Annotated in this window: 18 protein-coding genes; 6 read left to right on the top strand and 12 right to left on the bottom strand. The window is 70.5% G+C overall.

Features of this window, described 5'->3' with window-relative positions; translation table 11 throughout:
* Positions 1-11 precede the first annotated feature (11 nt).
* Positions 12-881, bottom strand: coding sequence for a 1,4-dihydroxy-2-naphthoate polyprenyltransferase (locus tag NWFMUON74_RS32185; protein ID WP_187685465.1), 870 nt, complete (start codon positions 879-881; stop codon positions 12-14).
* Between the two features lie 176 nt (positions 882-1,057).
* Between NWFMUON74_RS32185 and NWFMUON74_RS32180 the strand changes: the two genes are divergently transcribed.
* Positions 1,058-4,543, top strand: a complete 3,486-nt coding sequence (locus NWFMUON74_RS32180; protein WP_187685464.1) for an AfsR/SARP family transcriptional regulator — start codon at positions 1,058-1,060, stop codon at positions 4,541-4,543.
* Between the two features lie 53 nt (positions 4,544-4,596).
* On the opposite strand, the gene NWFMUON74_RS32175 is transcribed toward NWFMUON74_RS32180, so the two are convergent.
* The 8 genes from NWFMUON74_RS32175 to NWFMUON74_RS32140 form a co-directional block, all read right to left on the bottom strand.
* Positions 4,597-5,439, bottom strand: a complete 843-nt coding sequence (locus tag NWFMUON74_RS32175) for an ABC transporter permease (RefSeq protein ID WP_187685463.1) — start codon at positions 5,437-5,439, stop codon at positions 4,597-4,599.
* A gap of 46 nt (positions 5,440-5,485) precedes the next feature.
* Entirely contained in the window at positions 5,486-6,499 is a 1,014-nt protein-coding gene (locus tag NWFMUON74_RS32170; RefSeq protein WP_187685462.1) for an ATP-binding cassette domain-containing protein, read from the bottom strand.
* A 207-nt stretch (positions 6,500-6,706) separates the two neighbouring features.
* Entirely contained in the window at positions 6,707-7,864 is a 1,158-nt protein-coding gene (gene menE, locus NWFMUON74_RS32165; protein WP_187685461.1) for an o-succinylbenzoate--CoA ligase, read from the bottom strand.
* Between the two features lie 75 nt (positions 7,865-7,939).
* The gene (locus NWFMUON74_RS32160; protein WP_425300432.1) at positions 7,940-8,233 is read right to left on the bottom strand and encodes a DUF3349 domain-containing protein; all 294 of its coding nucleotides are present in this window, start codon (positions 8,231-8,233) and stop codon (positions 7,940-7,942) included.
* Positions 8,234-8,314: 81 nt separating this feature from the next.
* Positions 8,315-8,593 (bottom strand): hypothetical protein, encoded by a 279-nt coding sequence (locus tag NWFMUON74_RS32155; RefSeq protein ID WP_187685459.1) that lies wholly within the window; start codon positions 8,591-8,593, stop codon positions 8,315-8,317.
* Positions 8,593-9,828, bottom strand: coding sequence for an inorganic phosphate transporter (locus NWFMUON74_RS32150; RefSeq protein WP_187685458.1), 1,236 nt, complete (start codon positions 9,826-9,828; stop codon positions 8,593-8,595). Before NWFMUON74_RS32150 ends, NWFMUON74_RS32155 begins: the two co-directional genes overlap by 1 nt.
* 99 nt (positions 9,829-9,927) lie before the next feature.
* A complete protein-coding gene (locus tag NWFMUON74_RS32145) occupies positions 9,928-10,323 on the bottom strand; it encodes a VOC family protein (protein ID WP_187685457.1) in 396 nt (131 codons plus the stop codon).
* A 47-nt stretch (positions 10,324-10,370) separates the two neighbouring features.
* Complete coding sequence (locus NWFMUON74_RS32140) at positions 10,371-11,264, bottom strand: 1,4-dihydroxy-2-naphthoyl-CoA synthase (RefSeq protein WP_187685456.1); 894 nt, start codon at positions 11,262-11,264, stop codon at positions 10,371-10,373.
* A gap of 110 nt (positions 11,265-11,374) precedes the next feature.
* On the opposite strand from NWFMUON74_RS32140, the gene NWFMUON74_RS32135 reads away from it, so the two are divergent.
* Positions 11,375-12,031: a PaaI family thioesterase gene (locus tag NWFMUON74_RS32135; RefSeq protein WP_187685455.1), complete on the top strand. Its 657-nt coding sequence runs from the start codon at positions 11,375-11,377 to the stop codon at positions 12,029-12,031.
* A gap of 86 nt (positions 12,032-12,117) precedes the next feature.
* Positions 12,118-12,564, top strand: a complete 447-nt coding sequence (locus NWFMUON74_RS32130) for a DUF6918 family protein (protein ID WP_187685454.1) — start codon at positions 12,118-12,120, stop codon at positions 12,562-12,564.
* A gap of 605 nt (positions 12,565-13,169) precedes the next feature.
* Here NWFMUON74_RS32130 and NWFMUON74_RS32125 read toward each other — a convergent pair.
* On the bottom strand, positions 13,170-13,997 hold the full coding sequence (locus tag NWFMUON74_RS32125) for a siderophore-interacting protein (RefSeq protein ID WP_187685453.1): 828 nt from the start codon (positions 13,995-13,997) through the stop codon (positions 13,170-13,172).
* Positions 13,998-14,086: 89 nt separating this feature from the next.
* Between NWFMUON74_RS32125 and menD the strand changes: the two genes are divergently transcribed.
* Positions 14,087-15,709, top strand: a complete 1,623-nt coding sequence (gene menD, locus NWFMUON74_RS32120) for a 2-succinyl-5-enolpyruvyl-6-hydroxy-3-cyclohexene-1-carboxylic-acid synthase (protein ID WP_187685452.1) — start codon at positions 14,087-14,089, stop codon at positions 15,707-15,709.
* Between the two features lie 3 nt (positions 15,710-15,712).
* On the opposite strand, the gene NWFMUON74_RS32115 is transcribed toward menD, so the two are convergent.
* On the bottom strand, positions 15,713-15,937 hold the full coding sequence (locus NWFMUON74_RS32115) for a hypothetical protein (RefSeq protein ID WP_187685451.1): 225 nt from the start codon (positions 15,935-15,937) through the stop codon (positions 15,713-15,715).
* 190 nt (positions 15,938-16,127) lie between these two features.
* On the opposite strand from NWFMUON74_RS32115, the gene NWFMUON74_RS32110 reads away from it, so the two are divergent.
* On the top strand, positions 16,128-16,712 hold the full coding sequence (locus NWFMUON74_RS32110; protein WP_187685450.1) for a TIGR03086 family metal-binding protein: 585 nt from the start codon (positions 16,128-16,130) through the stop codon (positions 16,710-16,712).
* Between the two features lie 13 nt (positions 16,713-16,725).
* Here NWFMUON74_RS32110 and NWFMUON74_RS32105 read toward each other — a convergent pair whose 3' ends face one another.
* Positions 16,726-17,304, bottom strand: coding sequence for a TetR/AcrR family transcriptional regulator (locus NWFMUON74_RS32105; RefSeq protein WP_187685449.1), 579 nt, complete (start codon positions 17,302-17,304; stop codon positions 16,726-16,728).
* 80 nt (positions 17,305-17,384) lie between these two features.
* Here NWFMUON74_RS32105 and NWFMUON74_RS32100 point away from each other — a divergent pair, with 80 nt between their 5' ends.
* Positions 17,385-17,789 carry a nitroreductase/quinone reductase family protein gene (locus NWFMUON74_RS32100; protein WP_187685448.1) on the top strand — a complete coding sequence of 135 codons (405 nt, stop codon included), beginning with the start codon at positions 17,385-17,387 and terminating at the stop codon, positions 17,787-17,789.
* Positions 17,790-17,795: the final 6 nt, after the last annotated feature.

Raw genomic sequence — 17,795 nt, 5'->3', positions numbered from 1 at the left:
CCCGGCCGGGTTCAGCCGATCCCGAGCGCGAGCGCGGTGAGGACCGACCAGGCCAGCATCGCCAGCCCGGTGTCGCGCAGCGACGGGATCAGTCCCGGGCCGTTCGCGCCGCCGCGCACCGGTGTGTTGGAGCGCACGGCGAGCGGCGCCGCGAGCAGCCCGGCCAGTGCCCACGGGGTGCGGGCCACCAGCAGCAGCGTCGCCACGAACGGCAGCACCAGCAGCACCAGGTGCAGGGTGCGCGTCCGGGGGTCGCCGAGGCGCACGGCCAGCGTGGTCTTGCCGGTGACCGAATCGGTCGGGATATCGCGCAGGTTGTTGGTGACCAGCACCGCGCTGGAGAAGGCGCCGACCGCCGCCGCGCCGACCAGTCCCGCCCAGTCGACCCGCTCGGCCTGTACGAACTCGGTGCCCAGCACCGCGATGAGGCCGAAGAACACGAACACCGCGATCTCGCCGAAACCGCTGTAGCCGTAGGGTTTCGCGCCGCCGGTGTAGAACCACGCCCCGGCCAGGCAGGCGGCGCCCACCAGCAGCAGCCACCAGGCCGTGGTGGCCACCAGCACCAGGCCGACGACGGCGGCGACCGACAGGCTCGCGATCGCCGCGCCGCGCACCGCGGCGGGGCTCGCCACGCCCGAACCGACCAGGCGCAGCGGCCCGACCCGGTCGTCGTCGGTACCGCGGATGCCGTCGGAGTAGTCGTTGGCGTAATTCACGCCGACGATCAGGGCCAGCGACACCAGCAGGCTCAGCAGCGCCTTCCACCACACCGCGCCGTCCAGCGAGGCGGCCGCGCCGGTGCCGACCAGGACCGGGGCGATGGCGTTGGGGAGGGTGCGCGGACGGGCGCCTTCGAGCCATTGTGCAGCACTTGCCATGAGCGAAGCCTAATGCGCGGTACGGACCGGCGGACGGTGGATACTCGCCGCGTATATCGGTAGCATTATGCCGATATATCGGATACTGGATCGGGGCGTGACGGACAATGGTGAGCATCGACCGCAGCGCCGCGTACCCGAAATTCGTTCGACCGCTCACATACGATTGCGACGGCATGCTTCCTGATCACAACGGCTCCGCGGGCGCCGGGACGACGCACACCCGGTCCGGTCCGGATCGGGCCTCCGGTGTGCCCGCGCCGCCGGTCCGGGTGGCGCTGCTCGGTGAGACGGCCGTGCGCCGGACCGCCGAACTCACCGCGGTGCCCGGAGCGCGAGCGCGGCTGCTCATCGCGGCGCTGGCCGTGCACCCCGGCCGCAGCCGCAGCGCGCAGGCCCTGATCGACGACGTCTGGGGCGAACAGCCACCGCGCGCGCCGATGAACGCGCTGCACACCCAGGTCTCCCGGCTGCGTTCGGCGCTGCCGGACGGGTCACTGGAGATCGGCCCGGCCGGATACCGGCTGAGCCTGGCGGCGGACGAGGTGGACCTCGGCCGCGCCGGACGGTTGGAACACCACGCACGGGACCTGCTCGACGCCGGCGACGCACCCGGTTGCCTGTCGGCCGTGGCGCAGGCCCGCGCGCTGTGGCGCGGTGAACCGGGCTCGGATCTGCCGCCGGGGTTGGTGGCCGACGAGGTGCGCGAGGTCGCGGCGGCGCGCTGGGCCGCGCTGGACTCGCTGGAGCTCAGCGCGCGGGAGGAACTCGGCGATGTGCCCGGCGCCCTCGCCCTCGCGCGTCACAACGCCGCCACGGACCCGCTCGACGAGCCCGCGCACGCCACCCTCATGCGGTTGCTCGCCACCGACGGGCGAGCCAACGAGGCGCTGGAAGTCTTTGCCGCACTGCGCAAGCGGCTCGGTGAGGAACTCGGCGCCGACCCCGGGCCCGCCCTGATCGCGCTGAACATGGCGATCCTGCGCGGCGAGCCGTTACCGGGCGCTCCGGCGCCGCGGGCGGCCCGGCCCGGCGCGGAACTCACCGGCGTGCAACGGGTTTCCTCCGCACAGCACGCGCTGATCCCGCTGCCCGGCGAGGACGCCGCGTCCCGGTCGGCGCGGTCGGCGATCGGCCTGCGGGCCGCCCCGAATCCGCTGCTCGGCCGCGCCGCCGATCTGGACGCCCTGGAGGGACTGCTGGCCGAGTCCCGGGTGGTCACCGTGCTCGGCCCGGGCGGCACCGGAAAGACCCGGGTCGCAAACGAATTGGGCGGCCGGGTGGCCGAGGAGCAGGCGGTCGCGCTGGTCGAGCTGGCCTCGCTGCGCGCGGACCCCGATGGGTCGGCCGCGACGTGCGCCGAGATCGAGGCCGCCATCGGCGCGACCCTCGGCATGAGCGAATACTCCCGCGAGACAAAGGTGTTGCGCCCGAATCCGACGATCGACGGCCATCGCAGGCTCCGGGAGGCGCTGTCGCTGCGGCCGACTCTGCTCATCCTCGACAACTGCGAGCACCTGATCGACGCGGTCGCGGCGGTCGTCGCGGACCTGGTCGGCGCGTGCGACCAGCTGACCGTGCTGACCACCAGCCGCGCACCGCTGGAGATCACCGCCGAGACGGTATATCCCCTGCCGCCCTTGGCTATCGACGCTCACGGCTCACCCGCCACCGACCTGTTCATCGCCCGCGCCCGCGCGGTGCGGCCGTCGGTGCGGCTGGATCCCGAGACGGTCGCGCGGCTGTGCCGCACCCTCGACGGTCTGCCGCTGGCCATCGAATTGGCGGCGGCGCGGGTGCGCACCATGAGCGTCGAGGAGATCGAGGCCAAGCTCGAGCATCGGTTCGCCTTGCTGCGCAGCGGCGATCGCACCTCGCCGGAGCGGCACCGCACCCTGCACGCCGTGATCGAGTGGAGCTGGAATCTGCTCGAACCCGAACAGCAGGTGGCGTTGCGGCGGCTGTGCCGGTTCCCGGCCGGATTCACCCTCACGGCCGCCGAATCCGTCGTCGCCGGGCCCGATGTCACCCCGGACGGCTGCCCGGCCCCGAACCGGGCGGGCCGTGTCGCCGATCCCGTGGGCGCGGTCGAGGGTCTGGTGAGCCAATCGCTGCTCACCGTGCTGGCCGACGACGACGAGATCCCGACCCGCTACCGCATGCTGGAGACGGTCCGGGAGTTCGGCGAGGAGCAACTGGCCGAAACCGGCGAGGCCGACCTCGTGATGGATCGGATGTGCGGGTGGGCAAGAGAATTCGCGCTCGACGCCGCCCGCCGCTACCCGACCGGCGAGCAGGTCCGCGTGGTGCTGTCGGTCGCCGCGGAGCTGGACAATCTGGTCGCCATTCTGCGATTCGCGGTGGATCGGCGGGACGCGGCCACCGCCTACACCGTCTTCCCGCTGGCGGGCACGCTGTGGGTGATGCGCGGCGCGCACCTCGAACTGATGACCTGGGCGCCGCGCACCCTGCCGGTGCCACCACCCGCCGGACCGCGCAGCCCGGCCGAGATCGACCTCGAAATGATGACCTACGCCTTGGCCGGGACTCATCTGCTGTTCGCCGAGGCGAGCCTGCGCGAATTGGCCACCGTGCGGGTGCGGGTCCGGCGGCTGCTGCGCTCCGGTAACGGACCGAGCCCCATGCTGCGGTACTTCGGCGAACTGATCTGCCTGGCGCCCGACGCGCGCGTGCTGGCCCGCAAGCTGGCCGAGGGCGGCCGCGATGCCGACCCGGGCGTGCGGACGCTGGCCCTGATGCTGCGCGCGAACCTGCGGGAGAACGGCAGCGACATGCACGGCTCGATCCAGGACGCCCGGCGGGTCCTGGAACTCACCGAGTCCCAGGACGTCTGGGGAACCGCGATGGCCTGCCAGCACCTGGGGCAGATGGCGGCCCAGGCGGCGCACTACCGGCGCGCGGCGGACTACTACCGGCGCGCCGCGGAACTGCTCCAGCTGCTGCGCTGCTACGAGGAGGCCGTGGAGATCCGCAGCTATCTGGCGGTCTCGCTGATCGGCGCCGGGCAGTCGGCACAGGCCCGGTCGGAGCTGATGTTCGCGCTGGGTGTCGTCGGGGACGGGCTGGATCCCGAGGCGCCGGTGGAGCATCCCAATCACCGCCGGGGGACGGTGGTCGCGGGCCTCGCGGAACTCGAACTGGCAGAAGGCGATACCGACCGCGGGTTGCGCATGTTCCGGCGGTCGCTGGAGCTGTTCTCCTGGCCGATCATGGAGGCGTCGCCGGGGCCGGGCGACATCATGGTGGCCGCGGCGGTGCTCGACGCGCACGTACTGCACGACCGGTTGGCCGAGGTTCCCGTGCTGCCCCGGCAGATTTTCCAGACCACCGCGGTCCGGCTGGCGCAGTTCTACGACCTGCCGCAGCTCGGCGCGGTGGCCTGCGCGATCGGTTCGTATCTGCTCGCCACGGACACCGATCGGGAGAACGGCCTGCGGCTGCTGGCGCTGGGGCCCAAGGTCGGCGGGCGGCAGGATCTGCCGTCCATGCGCTGGAACCGGCACTACGGCCTGCACGAACCGAATGTCGGTGCGGGCGCGCTGGATTCGGCGCGGCAAGCGGTGGCGAGTTTGAACCGCCGCAAGGCCGCGGACCGGATCATGGAACTGCTGCACGAGGTTTCGGGCAAGCTGGGCGGATAAGTATGCCCGCCGGTCGCTTTCGCGACCGGCGGACGGTGGGTGGGGTAGTCGGCTCACGCCCGGCGCATGTAGGCGCGGATGGCGAGCGGGGCGAAGATCGCGATCACGATCGCCGAACCGACCAGGCACCAGACGATGTTGCTCGAGTAGACGTTGCCGTTCATCAGTTCCCGGCAGGCGTTGACCATGTAGTAGATCGGGTTCGCCTTGTTCAGTCCCTGCATCCAGCCCGGCATGGTGCTGACCAGGGCGAAAGCGCCGGACATGAACGTCAGCGGGAACATGATCATCATCGAGATGCCCTGCACCGACGCCGCGCTCTTACCGGTGACGCCGACCAGCGCCCAGATCCAGCTGACGGCGAACGAGCAGACCACGACGATCAGGCCCGCGACCACCACACCGGCGACGCCACCCGCGGGCCGGTAGCCCAGGATCAGGCCCACCACGATGGTGAGCACCGTGGCGATGCCGTAGCGCACCATATCGGCGATCAGCGCGCCCGCCAGTGCCGAAACCCGGGCGATGGGAAGGGATTTGAACCGGTCGAACACGCCCTTGTCCATATCCTCGCGCAGCTGCGTACCGGTGACGACCGAGGTCAGCACGACGGTCTGCACCAGAATGCCCGGAATCAGCACGGGCAGATAGGCACTCACGCTGCCGCCGATCGCGCCGCCGAAGATGTAGGCGAACAGTGCCGTGAACAGGATCGGCTGGATCGTGACATCGAACAGCTGCTCGGGATTGTGCTTGATCTTCAGGATGCCGCGGTAGGCCATGGTGAGCGAGTGCGACAGGGCCTGCCGGAACGGAATGTGGTTGCTTACTTCGGGAATCGCGGCACGAGCCGCGTGGCGCCCGCCCGTGGTGGGTGCGGTCAATGTGGTGGTCATGCTGTCTCCTTCACGGCATGATCGGGGCCCTGCGTGGTGAATGTGGTCATGCCGCGCTCCTTTCGGTGTTGTCGGTGTCGGTGTCGTCGGCGCCGTGCCCGGTGATCGCGAAGAACACCTCGTCCAGGCTCGGCTTGCTGACGGTGATCTCGTCGACCCGGATTCCGTTGTCGCGCAAGCGGATCAGCAGGTCGGCGGTGATGCCGGGGTCGGTCAGCGGGGCGGTGATGCGCCGCGCCTCTGGGGTGACGCTGGCCTCGACCAGCCGTCCGGCCGCGTGCGAGAGAAATTCGCCGATGAGCGTGCGGGCCGGTTCGATCAGCTCCGGCTCGGCCAGGGTGATCTGCAGGGCGGACGTGCCCACCGACGCCTTCAGCTCGTCGGAGGTGCCGTCGGCGATGACCTTGCCGCGGTCGATCACCGCGATGCGGTCGGCCAGCTGATCGGCCTCGTCGAGATACTGCGTGGTCAGCAGCACGGTCGCGCCCTCGCGGACCAGCCGCCGGATGGTCTCCCACATCTGCGCGCGGGTGCGCGGATCCAGGCCGGTGGTCGGCTCGTCCAGGAACAGCAGCGGCGGAGTCGAGATCAGGCTGGCGGCCAGATCGAGCCGGCGCCGCATGCCGCCGGAGAAGTTCTCCAGGGCCTTGTTCGCGGCCTCGGTAAGCCCGAATTCCTCGAGTAGTTCGGCCGACTTGCGCCGGGCCTGCGCGCGGCTCAGGCCGAGCAGGCGGGAGAAGATCATCAGATTCTCGGTGGCGCTGAGCTTTTCGTCCACCGAGGCGTACTGCCCGGTGACGCCGATCAGCGAGCGGACTGCGGTCGGCTCGGCCACCACGTCGTGGCCGAAGATCCGCGCACTGCCCCCGTCCGGGCGCAGCAGCGTGGCGAGCATGCGGATGGTGGTGGTCTTGCCGGCTCCGTTGGGGCCCAGCACGCCGTACACGGCGCCCTGCGGTACCGCCAGGCTCACGCCGTCGACGGCTCGCTGCTCCCCGAAGACCTTGACCAGCCCCTCCGCCTCGATAGCGAGAGCATCAGCAGGTGCGTATGAAGTCATGACACACACTCTGGGGCCCGGGACTTGCATGCCCCTTGCACCGCTGTTGCGTGCCCGCGCAAGACTCGTTCGAACAGCTGTTTTCGCAGCTCACGACGGCTGTATCCGCCGTATCGGCGAGAGGTCTCGGCGTGGGCGCGTACTCGTCCGTGGTGCGGCGGATCGACGCCACCACCCGCGGTGTGTGCCGTCGTGCGCCCCGCCTGCTCAGTGTGGGGAGTCGGCGAGCAGGTATTCGCGGAGCTTGTTGCGGTCCGGTTTGCCGGGGCCGCGCATCGGAATGTCTTCCAGCAGCGCCAGTTCGCGGGGCGCGGCGATCGTGTCCAGTTCCGCGAGGACGTGCTCGCGCAGTTCGTCGAGGGTGGGGACGGATCCGGCGACCGGCACCACCGCGGCCGCGACGCGCTGGCCCAGCCGTTCGTCGGGCAGGCCCAGCACCACGGCCTCGCTCACCGCGGGATGGGTGGCCAGCACGGCCTCCACGACCTGCGGGATGACCAGCAGCCCGCCGGTCATGATGGCCTCGTCCAGGCGGCCCTGAATAGTCAGCACGCCGTTGTCGTAGACCCCGGCGTCCTCGGTGCGGAACCAGCCGGGTTCGGCGAAGGCCGGATGATCGGGCAGGCCGCGGTAGCCCTTGGCGAGCATGGCGCCGCCGAGCAGCACCCGGCCGTCCTCGATGCGAACCTTCGTGCCCGTCAGCGGGACGCCCTCGTACACACAGCCGCCGCAGGTCTCACTCATGCCGTAGGTGCGGACCACGTTGACGCCCGCCGCGCGGGCCCGCTCCAGCACCGGCCGCGGGGTGGGCGCACCGCCGATCAGCACCGCGTCCAGCGAGACGAGCGCCTCCAGCCCGGCCGGATCGTCGAGGGCCTTGATCAACTGCGTCGGCACCAGCGAGGTGTATTTGCGCGGGCCCGTCATGCCCGCGACCGCGCTGGCCAGCCCGCCCGGCAGGAAACCGTCCGAGACGTCCAGGGCCACCGGCTCGGTACCGGCCTGGATACTGCGCAGCAACACCTGCAGGCCCGCGATGTGATGGGTCGGCAAGGCCAGCAGCCATTGGCCGGGGCCGCCGAGCCGTTCGTGGGTGGCGTCGCCGCTGGCGCGCAGGGCCGCGGCGGTGAGCATCGCGCCCTTCGGCACGCCCGTGGTCCCGGAGGTGGTCACCACCAGCGCCACATCGTCGTCGATCGGCTCGCCGGGGCGCAGCGCGTTCGACAGCCGGTGCGATTCCCGCCGGTCCCCGGTCGGCACCGGCAACCAAGCCGCACCGTTACCCGCCAGGGCTTCCCGCAGATGCGGCAGAACGTCACCCACCGCGGCTCCGGTGGGCATGGGGAGGGTCCGCAGGGTGCTCACGTTCGCGATCGTGTCATGTCAGGGCCGACGACCCGGCAACGGGTCCGCGCTTCCTTCACTCGGGTAGGGAGGAGATCAGTCCGACGTCGGTGTCGCCAGTGGCCATCCACCGGCTGCCAGCCGGGAGGCCACTCTAGCGATATCGTCCTCGCCCGGCTGCTCCTTGGCAACTCGGGCGATCGCCGCCTCGATTTCGTGCCGGGCGATCTCGTCGTCGCCGGCGCGCTCGCCGACCAACTGCTCGACGATCATGTGCACCTCGTAGTCGGTGAGGCGGCGGTGCAGCACCGCGAGCAGCGCCACGTAGTCCGACTGTGGAATACCTTGCGGATACCCGGCTTTCAGCCAGCCGAGCACCTTGCGCAGCAGCGACTTCTCGGCCTCCGAGTCCTCGGGGCCGCGCGGCGGGGTGGATTGTGGATCACTGGTCACGACGGGTCCTTTCCGCGGTCATCCCTGCCCGAACAGGTGGATGCCGAGACGTGCGGCGAGAAAAGCCTTGGCGACGTAGAGGACTCCCGTCACCACCGCCGCCAGCACCACCGCGAAGCACACCGCGGCCGCCGCCAGCGCGGCCCGGCGGCGGGCAGGGGAGAGCGTCACCGTGCCGTCGGCGCGCGACTGGAATCGGACGCCCAGGGCGAAGAACGCGGGCAGCCCGGCGCCGAAGACGAGGGCCGCTAGCGTGACCCGCCAGAGTTCCTTCGAGATCAGTACGACCGTGTCCATCAGGCCCGTCCCGCCGATCGGTGGTGTGCCGGTGAGTCGTCGTTCGATTCCGGGTCACGACCGTCCGGAGCGGACGGCCCGGCGGGTTGCGCGGGCGGGGCCTGCCACTCGTCGTTGACATTGGCCGCGTGTACCGGCGCGCGGCGCGCCCGCAGCCACATGAACGCTGCCAGCGTGATCAGCACCGCGAACACCACCAGCACCCCGGCGAGTCCGCCGACACCGTGCGCCAGCGCCCAGCAGATCGCGCCCGCCACCCCGGCCAGCGGCAGCGTCAGTACCCAGGCCACGACCATGCGGCCGAGCACCGGCCAGCGCACCTCCGCGCCCGGCCGCCCCAGACCGGTACCGAGAATCGCGCCGGTGACGGTCTGTGTCGTCGACAGCGGCAGGCCGAAGTGCGCCGAGGTGAGAATGATCGCCGCGCTGGTGGATTCGGCGGCCAGGCCCTGCGGCGAGGTGATGTCGACCAGGCCCTTGCCCAGGGTGCGGATGATGCGCCAGCCGCCCAGCGAGGTCCCCGCGGCGATCGCGACCGCGCAGGCCACGATGACCCACAGCGGCAGCGAGTCCGACGGCGAGCGCGAACCGTAGGCGATCAGCGCCAGGAAGATGATGCCCATCGTCTTCTGCGCGTCGTTGGTGCCGTGCGCGAGCGAGACCAGTGAGGCCGAACCGATCTGGCCCCAGCGGAATCCGCGCGTCACCGACCGCTCGTCGCTGCCGCGGGTGATCCGGTAGACCAGCACGGTGCCGATCGCGGCGACCAGCGCCGCCACCACCGGCGCCAGCACCGCGGGCAGCACGATCTTGCCGAGCACGCCCTGTTCTCCCGCCGTCCAGATGACGCCGTTCCAGCCGAGCGCCGCGATGGTCGCGCCGATCAGGCCGCCGAACAGCGCGTGCGAGGAACTCGACGGCAAACCGAACAGCCAGGTCAGCAGGTTCCACAGGATCCCGCCGACCAGGCCCGCGAACACGATCTCCAGCAGATCGGGACCACCGACCTCGTTGAGCCGGACGATGCCCTCGGCGACCGTGGCCGCCACCTCCACACTGAGGAACGCACCGATCAGATTCAGCGCGCCCGACAGCAGAACCGCGGTCCGCGGGCCCAGCGCACCGGTGGCGATGGAGGTGGCCATCGCGTTGGCGGTGTCGTGAAATCCGTTGGTGAAGTCGAAGACCAGTGCAGTGACGACGACGATGAGCAGAACCAATAGTTCGGCGGTCACCGCTCCAGTGTGCGTTATCGATCCGTTAACGCGATGGCCAGGTCGCGGCAAACCGGACCGCGCCGGATGCTACGGCGGGTACGCGCCGGTCGGCGGCGGTCATTGCCGCGGCGGCCGGGAGTCGCGGCGCAGCGGATGTTCCGGCGGCACCTCCACCACCACGATCGGCACGTCGTCCGGATCGCGGATCCACATCTCGATCAGTCCCCACGGCTCCCGCACGGGATCGCGATCGATGGCGACTCCGTGCTCGGCGAGCGTCGCCGCCGCCGCGGCCGCATCGCGCACCTGCAACCACAGGGCGCCCGCGAAGCCGCTGGGAGCGTCATCGCGGCGGCCGTGCGCGGCCACCTCGATCAGCGACTGCCCCGCGTAGAACACGGTGCCGCCCGGATACTCCCGCGCGATCGCCAGTCCCAGCTCGTCCCGATAGAACGCCAGTGTTCGCTCGTAGTCCGCCGGTCGCAGAATCACCCGGCTGCCGAGAATGTCCACAGCACCGAGCGTAGGTCTTGTGATCTTCCCGAACCGGGCACTTCGCCTCAGAAGTACCAGGGATAGGGCGACCAGTCCGGCTTGCGCTTCTCGAGGAAGGCGTCGCGGCCCTCGACGGCTTCGTCGGTCATGTAGCCCAGGCGGGTCGCCTCGCCCGCGAAGAGTTGCTGGCCGACGAGGCCGTCGTCGGTGAGGTTGAACGCGTACTTGAGCATGCGCTGGGCCTGGGGGGACTTGCCGAGGATGTCGGCGGTCCATTCCAGGGCCTCGTCCTCGAGGCGATCGTGGTCGACCACGGCGTTCACCGCGCCCATGTGGTGCATCTGCTCGGCGGTGTAGGGACGGCCCAGGAAGAAGATCTCGCGGGCGAACTTCTGGCCCACCATCTTCGCCAGATACGCGCTGCCGTAACCGGCGTCGAAACTGCCCACGTCGGCGTCGGTCTGCTTGAAGCGGGCGTGCTCGCGGCTGGCCAGGGTGAGGTCGCACACCACGTGCAGGCTGTGTCCGCCACCGGCGGCCCAGCCGTTCACCAGGGCGATGACCACCTTCGGCATGAACCGGATCAGCCGTTGCACCTCGAGAATGTGCAGCCGTCCCGCCCGGGCCTTGTCCACCGTGTCGGCCGTTTCCCCGGAGGCGTACTGGTAGCCGCTGCGGCCGCGGATGCGCTGATCGCCGCCGGAGCAGAACGCCCACCCGCCGTCCTTGGGGCTCGGGCCGTTGCCGGTCAGCAGGACCGCGCCGACATCGGAGGTCATTCGGGCGTGATCGAGCGCGCGGTACAGCTCGTCCACGGTGTGCGGGCGAAAGGCGTTGCGCACCTCCGGCCGATCGAATGCCACCCGCACCGTCCCCTGCTCGATGTGCCGGTGATAGGTGATGTCGGTCAGGTCCTCGAACCCGGATACGGGTTCCCACAGCTTCGGGTTGAAAGTCACGGTGTCATCTTGCCTCCGCTTCGCTCCGCCGAAAACCGTTGTCGTTGCGTGGGGCGAAATTACCCACGGGTTGGGTTGGACGGCGTAAGAATGCCGGTTACGGTGCAGTGATGAGCGAGCGAGTGGAGCCGGTCATCGACCGGAGCGCGATCGAGGCCGATCGCTACGAGCATCACGGCGGATTTCCCAAGGTGGTCGAGGCCGACCCGGGGCCCAACTTCGGGGAGTTCGTCGAGGCCATGCGCACGTTGCAGGATCTGGCCGTCTCGGCGGACTGCACCGAGGAGGTGTACGGGCAGGCGCTGGCGCAGGCACGGCAGCTGATCGATCTGCTCGAGCCGTACCGCGCGCCCGAATTGCAGAGTCCGGCGGGGCGGGTCACCGCGCTGCCGGGGCGCGGCAGTCTGCTCATGCCGCCGTGGCAGGTGGTCGAGGCGGGGCCCGGCGGTGTGCGGATGCGCGGGCGGTTCCGGCGATACCACCTCGGCGGCAACAGCGCGGTACACGGCGGCGTGTTGCCGCTGCTTTTCGACGACCTGTTCGGCTCGCTCGTGCACTACGCGGGGCGGCCGATCAGCCGCACCGCCTACCTGCATGTGAACTACCGGAAAGTCACTCCTCTGGAGACGCCGTTGCTGGTGGAAGGCACCGTCGATCGCATCGAAGGCCGTAAGACCTTCGTCACCGCGCGGCTGACCGACGAATCTGAAACATTGCTGGCCGATTGTGAAGGGCTCATGGTGCAGTTGCTGCCCTGGCAGCCGTGACGGGTCCGACCGCGTGTGTCACGTTCGTCCGGTGCGTATAGTTGCGTGCGCTCGCTCATCGAAAAACTATCCGGAGGAACCTGAAAGTGGTTGCAGCACTGTCTGAATCCCTGCTCGACGACGCCAAGCGACCGGCCTTCATCGCCGATGCCCAGCAGGTGCTGGAAGCGGAGGTGTCGGACAAGGGGGGCGCGTCCGGCCTGGCTGTGAAGGGTGCGTACGCGGCGGCGAAGAAGGTCAGTCCGACCATCGTCACGGACGGGCTGGAGTCGTTCGTGCCGAAGTTCGTGGAGCGGCTCGAGCCGTACTGGGCGGAGTACCAGGCCTCGGGTAACGGCTCGTTCGCCGACCTGCTGGTGGCCAAGCAGGACGAGGTTGCCGAGGCGCTGCTCGCGGTGACCGACGCGCGGGCCGAGAGCTCCTCGCGCCCGGCCCTGAAGAAGGCGTACTCCGCGGTGCGCTCCTCGGCGAAAAAGCATGTGACCGAGGCCCTCCCGCGAGTGGGCGACCTGATCCAGCGCCACGCTGGGTAATCGGCCCGCCTTCGGCGTGGCGGGGCTGTGTGATCGGCCCCGCCTTCGGCGTGGCGGGTTCGTGGCCTCGTGACCCCGCCGTTCGGCACCCGGTGCTCGCAACTTCGTCGCATGCGCACCGGGCACCGAACGGCGGGGCGGCCACAAACCGTGCGGGGCGGCCGCAAACCGTGCGGGGCGGCCACAAACCGTGCGGGGCGGCCGCAAACCGTGCGGGGCGGCCGCAAACTGTGTGGGGCGGCCGCAAACTGTGCGGGGCGGCCACAAACCGTGCCGGGTGGACGTAACCGTGTGGGGCGGCCGCAATCCGTGCCGGGTGGCCGCAAACTGTGTGCGGCGGCCGCTAACCGTGCCGGGTGGCCGCAAACTGTGTGCGGCGGCCGCTAACCGTGCCGGGTGGCCGCAATCTGTGTGGGGGCGGCCGCAAACCGTGCCGAGTGGCCGTAAACCCGTGCGGGCGGCCGCAATCCGTGCCAGGAGGCCGCAAACATGCGGGGTGGCCGCAAAACGTGCGGGCCGCCACAAGCCTTGTGGGGGCCGGAAATCGCGCGGGGCGGCCAGAAAACCGTGGCGGGTGGCCGTAAAGCGGGGGTGTGCGGCCTGTTCTACATTTCCCCGGCTGACTTGCCTATCCGCCAGTATCCGGTGAAGGTGATGTCGGGCTTGGGGATTCCGCGTTCGGAGGCCAGGTGTCGGCGTAGGCCGGAGGCTAGTTTCTGCTCGCCTGCTATGAAGGCGTAGACGCCCTGGTCGGGGAGTTCCGCGGCGCGTACCGCCGCCAGGGCGGGGCCGCCGATCTGGGTGGTGGGGTCGGGGCGGGGGAGCCAATGCACCTGGACGCCTTCGGGTTCGCCGAGATCCTGGGCGTCGTCGGGGTGGGGGATCTCGAGGAAGGCCGCGCCGCGCAGGTCGCGGGGAGCGGACCGGAGCACGCCCGCGACGGCGGGCAGGGCGCTCTCGTCGCCGACCAGCAGCGCCCACGAAGTGTGCTGTGGCGCTTGGTACATGATGCCCTCGTCCAGCAGGCCCACCTCGCTGCCGACGGCCGCGCCGCTCGCCCAGGCGCACGCGGGGGTGTGCTCGCCGTGCATGGCGAAATCGATGTCCAGTTCGGCGGTGTCGCCGAAGCGGCCCTGCCCGGTCGGAAAATATTCGCGCACCGTGTAATTGCGCACCACCGGACGCTGGTCCTTGCTCATCATCAAGTACTGCGCGTACCAGAGGTTGCTGGCCGCGGTCGGTAGCCGCAATCCGTTGCGGCCCGGCAGGAACAACCGGAACCACTGGTCGAAGCCCATCGGGACGAACTCGTCCAGCCCGCCGCCGCCCAGCGTGACCCGCACGAAACTCGGGCTGATCCGCTTGCTCGCGAGAACCTCGGTGGTGAGGATCCGCCGCTCCTCGGGCTTGAGGTACTTGGTGCGCTTCGCCATGTCGGTTAGGTTAGCAAACCCTAACTTCTAGCGACAGGTGTGAGCGGGCCGACTCCCCACCGGCCGCCACTGTCTGGGAGGCTGGGCCTGTGAACCCTTCGACAGCACAGGCCCAGGTCGTCGTCGACGAGCTGGCACGCGGGGGCGTGCAGGATGTCGTGTTGTGTCCCGGCTCGCGAAATGCGCCGCTGGCCTTCGCCTTGCAGGCCGCCGACGCCGAGGGGCGACTACGGCTGCACATGCGCATCGACGAGCGCACCGCCGGATTCCTCGCGATCGGCCTGGCCGTGTCCAGTGGCCGCCCCGTTCCGGTCGTGATGACCTCCGGAACCGCCGTGGCCAACCTGGGCCCGGCCGTGCTGGAAGCCAATTACGCGCGCCAGCCCCTGATCGTGCTGAGCGCCAACCGGCCCTACGAGATGCTGGGCAGCGGGGCCAATCAGACTGTCGAACAGTTCGGGCTGTTCGGCAGCCAGGTGCGCGCGGCCATGAGCCTCGGACTGGCCGAGGCCGAGGAGGGCTACCGGCGGCAGAACAGCGTGTGGCGCGCGGCGGTGTGCCGGGTGCTGGCGGCGGCGCGGGGCACCCGCTCCGGCAATGCCGGGCCGGTGCAGTTCGACATCCCGCTGCGGGAGCCGCTGGTCCCCGACGCGTTGCGGGGTGAATCGTTCCCGCCCGGTCGGGCGGGCGGAAAGCCTTGGACCGCAACGCAGTACGCGACCCTGGACGTGCCCCTGGACATCGATTTGACCCCCGACACGGTGGTCATCTCGGGCCACGGCGCGGGACACCGCCCGGAGCTGGCCGAACTGCCCACGGTGGCCGAACCGACCGCTCCGATGCACGGCCCGGCGCTGCATCCGCTGGCGCTGTCGCTGCTGCGCCCGCGGCAGGCGATCATCACCGGCCGCCCCACCCTGCACCGCCAGGTGTCGAAGGTGCTCGCCGACCCCGACGTCACCGTCTACGCGCTCACCACCGGGCCGCGCTGGCCCGATGTGTCCGGCAACGTGGTCGGCACCGGCACCCGCGCGATCACCGCCGGCGCGCCGCGGCGCGAGTGGCTCGAACACTGCGCCGAGCTGAACGCGAAGGCCTGCCGGGTGGTTCGGGACGAACTCGCCCGGCATCCCAAGCCGACCGGGCTACACGTGGCGGCCGTGGTGATGGACGCGCTGCACGAGGGCGACCAGCTGCTGCTCGGCGCCTCCAACCCCGTGCGCGACGCCGCGCTGGTGTCGTATCCGCGGCCGGGCATCAAGGTGCTGTCCAATCGCGGCGTGGCCGGTATCGACGGCACGGTCTCGACCGCCGTCGGCGCCGCGCTGAGTCATCCGGGCCGGACGGTCGCGCTGATCGGCGACCTCACCTTCCTGCACGACGCGTCCGGCCTGCTGCTCGGTCCCGGCGAGCCGCGCCCGGCCGACCTGACCATCGTGGTCGCCAACGACGACGGCGGCGGCATCTTCGAAACCCTGGAACAGGGCGACCCGCAGTACGCGGGCGTGTTCGAACGCGTCTTCGGCACCCCGCACGGCATGGATCTGGCCGCGCTGTGTGCGGCCTACCGCGTCCCGCATCGGCAGGTCGATCCGGGCGAACTGGCTGTCGAACTCGCCGGGAACGCGCACGGCATCCGGGTGCTGGAGGTCGCGACGGAGCGTTCCAGCCTGCGCGAGCTGCACGCCACCGTGCGCGCCGGCATCGGATAGGGCTCAGTACTCGCTCTCGGCGTCGCCCTCGTCCTCGTAATCGTCGTCGAGGGGTACCGGGATGGACTGTTCGAGCAGGTCGGCCTCGGTGGCCTCACGCTCGGTGGCGCCGACGGGGACCTCGGTGTCGGTGTCGTCGTCCTCCGGGTACGCCGGGACGGTCTGCTCCATGAAATCGGCTTCCGGAACTGCGTCGATGGCGCCGGTATCGAGGGTTCGATCGGTCATCGGTTGCTCCTTTCCGCGAGTGGGCCGATTCGCCGGCCGGGTGACCGGGCACCATCGAGAATGCGCCGCCCGAGTCCGGCTGGCAACCTCTCCGCCACTCCGTTTCGCCCGCGATGAGTTCGCAAGGCCCGTCCCGTCTCAATCCACGTATGCCCGAGATGCGGCGCGTCATGCCCTGGAAGGAGCGACCATGACCGAACCGGCGTTCGATATGGAATCGGCGGCGACGAGGTTGGCGGCGGTGGTCGCCGGTATCACCGACGATCACCTGCACCTGCACACGCCGTGCACCGATACCAGCGTGCGCGAACTGCTGGTGCATGTGGTGGGTCTCACCGAGGCGTTCCGGCAGGCGGCGACCAAGGAGGCGGTCGGCCGTTCGGTCCCGCCGGCGGGCGGCCCCGGCGCGCCACTGGCGGACGATTGGCGCACGCGCATCCCGGACCAGCTGCACGCGCTGGTGGCGGCCTGGCGCGAACCGGCGGCCTGGGACGGCGAGACCGAGGCGGGCGGGGTCGTCGCGCCCGCCGCCGAGATGGCCGTGGTCGCGCTCGACGAACTGGTCATCCACGGCTGGGATCTCGCCTGCGCCACCGGTCAGCCGTACCAGCCCGCCGAGAAGGACCTGACAGTCCTGATGGAAATGCTGGAGCACACCCCGCCCGAGGGCGTCCCCGGCCTGTTCGGCCCGACGGTCCCGGTCCCCGACGAAGCGCCCCTGTGGGATCGCGTGCTGGGCCGCACCGGCCGCGACCCGGCGTGGTCGGCCGCCTGAGCCCACGTGTCGGCTACCCGGCGAGCGAATCCGCCAGCCGCGCGGCGACTTCCGCGGTGAGTGGCGTCCGCGCCACGGCCAAGCGGTACCACAGCACGCCGTAGGCCTGATCGACGAGTAGTTCCAGGTCGGCTTCGGCATCGAGTTCGCCGCGAACTCGGGCGCGGTCGAGGATGCGGTGCAGGACAGCGCGGCGGTCGCGCGCGAACTCCGCGAGCAGAGTCGTTGTCGCCGGATCGGTTTGGGCCTCGGCGAGCACGGCTCGCAGCAAGGCCGCGGCGGGCTGGACGGCCGCCGCGGTGAAGGTGGCGGTCAGGAAGGCCGTCAGATCCGTGCGCAGCGTGCCCGTGTCGCGGTCCGGAGCGCTGCTGCGCGCCCACTCCGTCATCGCCTCCAGCAGCACCGCGCCCTTGGACGGCCACCACCGATAGATCGTCTGCTTGCTGACTCCGGCCGCGGCCGCGATCTCGGCGGTCGTCACCGCCGTGCCGCCGGGGCGGGCCAGCAGGTCGGTCGCCGCGGTCAGGATGGCCTGCCGCGCGGCGCTGTTGCGGCGGCGTCCGGTGTGCGCGCGGACTGGAGAACTCGGCATCGGCCCAGACTAGCGCTTGACGGAACCAGCGGTACCCATAAGAATTGTCGAGACTGCTGGTACCCATAAGAGGTGTGACCATGAATTCGACAGTGACGAAGCGGCGCCGGGTCGGCTGGTACCACCGCCACATCGCCAATCCGCTGATGCGCCGCCTGGTCGGCCACCTGCCCGGCCAGGCGCTGCTGGAGACTACCGGCCGCCGCAGCGGTGTGCCACGTCGCACGCCCGTCGGCGGCCGATTGGTCGACGGCTCGTTCTGGCTGGTCAGCAATCATGGCCTGGCCTCAGACTACGTTCGCAATATCGAGGCGAATCCCCGTGTGCGCCTGCGGCACCGGTCCCGCTGGCACCACGGCACGGCGTACCTGCTCCCCGCGGACGACGCCCGAGCGCGGCTGCGTCGGCTCCCGAGATTCAACAGCTGGAACGTCCGCATGCTCGGCACCGACCTCCTCACGGTACGCATCGACCTGGACCGATGAGCGCGA

Source organism: Nocardia wallacei, from assembly GCF_014466955.1.
Taxonomy (GTDB): domain Bacteria; phylum Actinomycetota; class Actinomycetes; order Mycobacteriales; family Mycobacteriaceae; genus Nocardia; species Nocardia wallacei.
Note: the sequence above shows the minus strand (reverse complement) of the source record. Positions and strands in the feature narration are given on the sequence as shown.

Excerpts from the sequence above, each read along its gene's own strand:
- NWFMUON74_RS32185 (WP_187685465.1), bottom strand. The coding sequence starts at position 881 with ATGGCAAGTGCTGCACAATGGCTCGAAGGCGCCCGTCCGCGCACCCTC.
- NWFMUON74_RS32180 (WP_187685464.1), top strand. The coding sequence starts at position 1,058 with ATGCTTCCTGATCACAACGGCTCCGCGGGCGCCGGGACGACGCACACC.
- NWFMUON74_RS32175 (WP_187685463.1), bottom strand. The coding sequence starts at position 5,439 with ATGACCACCACATTGACCGCACCCACCACGGGCGGGCGCCACGCGGCT.
- NWFMUON74_RS32170 (WP_187685462.1), bottom strand. The coding sequence starts at position 6,499 with ATGACTTCATACGCACCTGCTGATGCTCTCGCTATCGAGGCGGAGGGG.
- NWFMUON74_RS32155 (WP_187685459.1), bottom strand. The coding sequence starts at position 8,593 with ATGGACACGGTCGTACTGATCTCGAAGGAACTCTGGCGGGTCACGCTA.
- NWFMUON74_RS32135 (WP_187685455.1), top strand. The coding sequence starts at position 11,375 with ATGAGCGAGCGAGTGGAGCCGGTCATCGACCGGAGCGCGATCGAGGCC.
- NWFMUON74_RS32125 (WP_187685453.1), bottom strand. The coding sequence starts at position 13,997 with ATGGCGAAGCGCACCAAGTACCTCAAGCCCGAGGAGCGGCGGATCCTC.
- NWFMUON74_RS32115 (WP_187685451.1), bottom strand. The coding sequence starts at position 15,937 with ATGACCGATCGAACCCTCGATACCGGCGCCATCGACGCAGTTCCGGAA.
- NWFMUON74_RS32110 (WP_187685450.1), top strand. The coding sequence starts at position 16,128 with ATGACCGAACCGGCGTTCGATATGGAATCGGCGGCGACGAGGTTGGCG.
- NWFMUON74_RS32105 (WP_187685449.1), bottom strand. The coding sequence starts at position 17,304 with ATGCCGAGTTCTCCAGTCCGCGCGCACACCGGACGCCGCCGCAACAGC.
- NWFMUON74_RS32100 (WP_187685448.1), top strand. The coding sequence starts at position 17,385 with ATGAATTCGACAGTGACGAAGCGGCGCCGGGTCGGCTGGTACCACCGC.